Source organism: Deinococcus murrayi DSM 11303 (assembly GCF_000482805.1).
GTDB lineage: Bacteria > Deinococcota > Deinococci > Deinococcales > Deinococcaceae > Deinococcus > Deinococcus murrayi.
Map to the genome: position 1 here is coordinate 1 of NZ_AXWT01000045.1, position 6,047 is coordinate 6,047.

General features: G+C 71.0%; 3 protein-coding genes and 2 pseudogenes. 3 read left to right on the plus strand and 2 right to left on the minus strand.

The features are described 5' to 3' along the window. Together H565_RS14900 and H565_RS14905 are read left to right on the plus strand one after the other, a co-directional pair. A pseudogene (locus H565_RS14900) lies at positions 1 to 324 on the plus strand (IS4 family transposase); the annotation flags it as partial. A gap of 18 nt (positions 325 to 342) precedes the next feature. After that, a pseudogene (locus H565_RS14905) lies at positions 343 to 762 on the plus strand (bacteriorhodopsin); the annotation flags it as partial. Positions 763 to 811: 49 nt separating this feature from the next. Here the strand turns inward: H565_RS14905 and mgtE are convergent. Both mgtE and H565_RS14910 read right to left on the minus strand, forming a co-directional pair. Continuing rightward, positions 812 to 2,164 carry a magnesium transporter gene (gene mgtE / locus H565_RS0108875; RefSeq protein WP_157468951.1) on the minus strand — a complete coding sequence of 451 codons (1,353 nt, stop codon included), beginning with the start codon at positions 2,162 to 2,164 and terminating at the stop codon, positions 812 to 814. 40 nt (positions 2,165 to 2,204) lie between these two features. Next, positions 2,205 to 3,344 carry an META domain-containing protein gene (locus H565_RS14910; protein WP_051363509.1) on the minus strand — a complete coding sequence of 380 codons (1,140 nt, stop codon included), beginning with the start codon at positions 3,342 to 3,344 and terminating at the stop codon, positions 2,205 to 2,207. A 68-nt stretch (positions 3,345 to 3,412) separates the two neighbouring features. On the opposite strand from H565_RS14910, the gene H565_RS15770 reads away from it, so the two are divergent. Continuing rightward, the coding region (locus H565_RS15770; RefSeq protein WP_051363510.1) for a GAF domain-containing protein at positions 3,413 to 6,047 on the plus strand (2,635 nt) is incomplete at its 3' end.

The following is a 6,047-nucleotide window of genomic DNA, read 5'->3' on the forward strand; positions in this document are numbered from 1 at the left end:
AATCTTCGACGATACGCAGGGCGCTGGCAGGCAGAGAATCTGCACTCTGCCTTGAAAACCAGGGGCTTCAACCTGGAGGACACGGGCCTGACCCGCGCGGAGCGGGTGTCCACCCTATTGACGGTGGTCAGCGTGGCGTTCATCTGGGCCTGCGTGACTGGGGAGCTGCTGGCAAACAAGAAGGACGTACAGATCAAGAAACACGGACACCGTGCGGTGTCCGTGTTCCGGCTTGGCCTCGACCATCTCCAAGACCTGCTGCTGCACCCATCCCCGTCGTCCTGGCGTACCCTGACGACTCTCATGCCGCGTTTTGAAGGGTAGTCAGGCCACAAGGACAAGACGCTTATCGCTGCGCTGATGGGAACGGACGTCTTTATGATTCTGACGGGCCTGGTCGCTGACCTCACGACTGGCCCCGCGCGGTTCGTGTACTACACAGTCAGCGTGGTGGCCTTTGGCGTGATTCAAGCGATGATTTGGGGACTCCTGAGGCGCATCGCTGACGCGCACGGGGCGGATCTTTCCCGCGTGTATGGCCGGGTGGCCGGGCTGATGACGGTGCTGTGGATTCTGTATCCGACGTTCTGGATGTTGGGACCGTCCGGCATCGGTGCCATCAGTCAGGCGGCCTCGACCATGGGGTTCATTTTCACGCCGATTGTCTCCAAGGTCGTCTGGAGCATCGTTGACCTGCACAGTTTGCGGGCCTTGGGAGAACGCGAGCGCCGCTCTGAAGAGGCGGCCTGGCGGGGCGCTTGACCCCACTGCCGCCCAGCGGTCAGGGCGGTGGCTGAGGAAGGCCTACGCTCTAGCCCGCCAGGCGCCCCAGCAACCAGGTGGCGATCGTGAAGTACACCAGCACGCCGCTGATGTCCGCCAGGGAGGTCACGAGCGGACCGCTCGCGGTGGCGGGGTCGAGGCGCAGCCGAGCGAGCACGAAGGGCAGGCTCAGGCCAATCACGCTGCCGAGAATGACGACGGCCACCATCGTGAGGGCGACGATGAGGGCCACCTCGGTGCCGCCGCGCCACAGCCCCACCGCCGAAACCGCTGCCGCCATCGTGACGCCCAGCAGGGCCGAGACGCCGACCTCGCGCACGAGCAGCCGCCCCCAGTCGCCCGCCCGAACGTCCCCGGTTGCCAGCGCGCGCACCATCAGGGTGGAGGCCTGCGACCCGGCGTTGCCGCTCGACCCAATCAGGAGGGGCAGGAAAAAGACCAGGGCCACTACCTCTGCAATGACGTCCTCGTAGCGGGCGATGACGGCTCCCGACACGAGGTTGACAAAGACGAGCACCACCAACCAACCGATGCGCCGCCGGTAGAGGCCCAGGGCCGAGCTGCCCCCCACCCCGCCGGGCAGCGGCGTCACGGCTCCGGCCAGCTGGAAGTCTTCGGTGGCCTCGGCCCGCGCCACCCCCAGCACGTCGTCCGCGGTGACTGCTCCGACGAGCACGCCCGCCGCGTCCACGACCGGCAGGGCGGTGAGCCGGGCGCGTTCCATCACCCGGACGGCGGTTTCGCGGTCGTCGTCTGCCCGCAGGGCGGTAAAGCGTCCGTCCATCAGGTCGGCGACCCGCGCTTCTGGCCGGGCGAGCACAAAACGGGCCAGGCTCAGGGCGTCGAGCAGCCGCCAGTCATCGTCCACGACGTACAGCTCGGCGAGACTCTCCTCTGCCGCCTGCCCGCCCCGCTCGCGGACGTGCGCCAGGGCCTGCGCGACTGTCCAGCGGGGGCGCACCGCCACGTATTCGGGCGTCATCAGGCGGCCCACGCTTTGGGGCGGGTAGCCCAGCAGCTGCTGCGCCTGGGTGAGGTCCTCCGGGCCGAGGAGGGTCAAAAGCCGCTGGGTCACCCGCCCCGGCAACTCCTCGAACAGGTGGGTGCGGTCGTCGGGGTCGAGGTCCGCGAGCAGCCGCTGCGTCTCGGCGGCGCTCAGGCTGTACACGAGGGCGTCACGCTCGTGGGAGGGCATCGCCGCAAAGGTGCGGGCGGCCAGCTCCGGCGGCAGCAGCCGAAACAGCACCGCCCGCTCGGTTGGAGGAACCCCGCGCAGCAAGTCCGCGAGGTCGGGGGCGGGATACGCCAGCAGCTCGGCCCGCACTGCCTCCGGCCCTTGCCCCCGCAGCGCCTCTTGCACAGAACCCCTGGGCATCGGCATGGGGCTGAGCTTAGCGCCTCGCGGCAGTTCGGTGCTGCCGTCAGAGGCGGGTAAAGCTCAGGACTGTGCCGTCCTCTGCGCGCAGGGTCAGGCCCGCCGCCGTGACCGTCACGCTGGGGCGAGACGCCAGGAACGCGGGGAGCTGGACGGGCACGGCGGGCGCGTCCGGGCAGGCCCGCAGGGTCGTGACGGGCGAGGCGGTGAGGACGAGCACCGCTCCCTCCAGGCGGTAGGGGGCCGCGAACTGGTTGCAGCCGTCACTCCCGCTGAGGCGCTCTGCCTCAACGTTCAGCGTGAGGGCGCGGGAGACGGCAGCGGACACGGGGCGGCCCGCAACCGCCGTCAGCACGTAGCGTCCCCCAGCCAAGGAGGGCACCGTGCCCGCCGCACCCCCGCTGCGGCGGAAGACCAGCGTCTGCCCGCTCGCCGCCCGGAGGGTGAGGGTCTGACCCTGGAGGGATGCGGCCAAGGCGGGCTGGGCGAGGAAGCGCAAGAAGGCCGTCTCCTGGGCGCTTACCGCTGGGGGGCAAGCCATCCGCGTGGTCGCCAGCGGCCCGAAGGTGACCTGGCCCCCCGCTCCTCCCTCCACGCTGCCGCCGAGGCGGTTGCAGCCCGTGCTGCCGCTCACCCGGCCCCCGGCGAAGCTCAGGGTGGGGAGGGTGGCGGGCACCGGGCGCAGGGCGGTGCCGCCGGAGAGCTGCCAGGTGCCCTCTAGCGCCTGGAGGGTGATGGGGGCGTTCCCCGACGTCTGCGGGACCGCGCCAGCACCGCTTGCCCGGAACACCAGGCGGCTGCGGGCACCCGCCCACAGGGTCAGGGTCTGGCCCTCTTGCTGAAAGCCGGTGACCTGCCGCAACAGGTTGAGAAAGCGGGTTTCCTGCTCGGCCACGGCCCCCGTGCACCCCCGGCGGGTGGTGGCGAGCGGCCCGAAGCGCAGCACGGCTTCCCGGCTGGCGTAGGTGGCCCGGTAAGTGTTGCAGCCCGCCGTGCCGAACGCCGCCCGCTCGTCAAACCGCAGGGTGGGTGCCGGGGCACCCGCGAGGGGCGAGGCGCTCTGCCCATCCTCCTGGACGCTGCTCAGGGTCCAGGTCACGCCGAGCAGGGAGCTGGAGGCTTGGGCCGGGGCCACCGCGCCCGCGAGGATGAGGGGGGTCAGGACGAGCCGGGAGAGGGGACGCATACCCCATGGTCAGCTGGAGCGATGACAGGCGGCTGAGGGGAGGCCTGGGCAGGGGTATGCTGCGGAACATGGTTGGCCCGGCTCCCTCTCCCCTGCCCTCCCTGGCAGAGCAGCTCCAAGACGTGACCGAAGCCCTGGCTGCCGCTCGGACCGCTCAGGAGGTCTACCAGGTGGTGCTCTCGCCCGCGCTGACGGCGCTGGGGGCGATTGCGGGCGCGGTGCTGCTGCTGAGTGCGTCGGGCGAACGGCTGGAGCTGGCGGCCCTGCACGGCCATGAGGCTGGAGCGCAGACGGTCTGGCAAGACGGCCCGCTGGAGCCGGACCTGCCCGCTGGCGACGCGCTGCGGCGGCGCGAAGCGCTGTATTTCGAGCACGAGGGCGACCTGCTGCGGGCTTATCCGGACTTAGAGACCCGCACGGGTGGAGTGGCGGCGGTGGCGACCGCTGTCTTGCCCATGGTCCTGGAAGAGCGTCCCCTGGGGGTCATCGTCCTCGATTTTCGGGAGCCGCATCACTTCACGCCGGCAGAGCAGCGTTTCTTGCGCACGCTCGCCTCGCAGTGCGCCCTGGCGCTGGGACGGGTGCGCTTGCTCGCTGGGCTGCAAGAGGAGGTGCGCCGCCGCACCCACGCCCTGGAGTCGGCCCGCGCGACGGCGGAGGCGCTGGCCCGCTTGGGCGACGCCCTGCAAGCCGCCGCCTCACCCGATGAGGTCGCCCGGCTCGCGCTGGAGCGGCTTGCGGGGGCGTTGGAGGCCCGTGGCATGACGGTGGTGCGGCTCTCCGGCGACCGGGTGGAAGGCGCGACCTTTTGGGGCGAGGTGCCCCCAGGGCTGCGCGGGGCCTTGGCCCACCCAGAGCGGCGGCTGGGGAGCGCCGCCGCGTTTCAGCACCTCGCCCGAACCCTGACCCCGTCGGAAGAGGGCTGGCGGCCCGGCAGCACCGAATCGCTTCGGACGCCGGGAGGCCAACTGGCTGGAATCCTGCACAGCTGGCCGCAAACGGGGGCGGCCCCCTGGACCCCAGAGCAGCGCGACCTACACCGCCGGGCCGCCGCGACCCTGGGCCTCGCGCTGGAGCGGGCTGCGGGCGAGCGCGAGCGCGAGGAGCAGCGGTCGGCCCTCGACGCTTTTGTGGCCTACCAGGAAGCGGTGGGCAGCGAAAGCGACGTGCGGGCGCTCGCGCGGCAGGCCATGCGGGTTGTGCAAGCGCACCTCGCGCACGTCAGCGCCGCTTACTACGAACGGGAGGGCGAGCGCTGGTATGGCCGGGCCTGGACCGACGACGTGGATGCCGAGGTGGTCGCGCAGATGAAAGCGGGCCTCCCCGCCGATGCCCCCAACCTCGCGCAGGCGGCCCGCACGGGCACGGCAGTGTTTGTCGACAGCTGGAGCGCGAGCGGCGAGGGCCTCCCCAGCGCCGGGATGTACGGGGCCGCCGCCTTCGTGCCGCTGGTGATTGGCGGGGAAGTTCGCAGCCTTTTTGCGGTGGGCACCCGCGAGAGCCGCGCCTGGACCGACCGCGAACGGGCGCTCGTGCGGGCGGTAGCTCGCGGGCTGACCCTGACCCTGGAACGCGCCGCCCACATCCGGCAACTCGAAGAGCAGAATGCCGCCCTCGACGCCCGGACGCGGGCCTTGCAGGGGTTTGCGGACCTCAGCCGCGACCTCGCCGAGCACCGCGACCCGCAGACTCTGACCCGGCGAGCGCTGGAGATGGTGCTGTCGCTGCTGCCGCCGGGAGCAGGCCTCTTTTACCAGCGGCGGGGGGAACGCTGGCACGCCACCGCGCAGGTTGGGGAGCTGGGCCACCCCGACCTGCAGGCGGTGGTAGAAGCGGGCCTCCCGGTTGGTGAGACCCCCACCCTCGACCTGCCCGCCCAAACCCGCGAGGCCCTCTTTCAGGACCGCTACGACCCGGCGCGGGACATCGACCCAGCGCTCGCCGCGCACTTGCAAACGGTCGCCACCCTGCCTGTTCTCGTCGAGGGCGAGGTGGTGGGCATCTTCAATGTAGCCCTCTTTGAGTCTCGGCCCTGGGCGGCGGCGGACCGGGCGGTGCTGGAGACGACCGCCCGCAGCCTGGGCCTCGCGCTAGAGGGGGCGCGGGGGGTCGCGCAGCTCGCTGAGCGCACCCGCGAGCTGGAGCGCAGCAACGCGGAGCTGGAGCAGTTTGCGTATGTGGCGTCGCACGACCTGCAAGCGCCGATACGGGCGATGACCAGCTTTGCCGAGCTGATTGGGCGGCGCTACGGCGAGCAGCTGGACGAACGGGGCCGGATGTACCTCGGCCAAATCATCACCAGCGGCGAGCACATGAAGCGCCTCGTCGACGACCTGCTCGCCTTTTCACGGGTGCACACTGCGCAGCGCGAGCCAGAAGTGGTGGACGCGAGCGAGGTCTTTGACACGGTGCGCCGCCGCCTCCAGGCGGCGCAAGGGGCGGGGGCGCAGGTCACCCGCGGGGCGTTGCCCCGCGTGCTGGCCGACCCGTATCAGCTCGACCAGTTGTTCCAGAACCTGCTGACGAACGGCCTGAAGTACCGCCGGGAAGGGGTAGAGCCGTCGGTGCACGTGTGGGCACAGCGGGAGGGGGGGATGTGGCGCTTTGCGGTGCGGGACAACGGCATTGGGATAGAGCGGCAGTACTGGGAGCGGATTTTTGTGATTTTCCAGCGGCTGCACGGTCGGGAGGCGTACGAGGGGA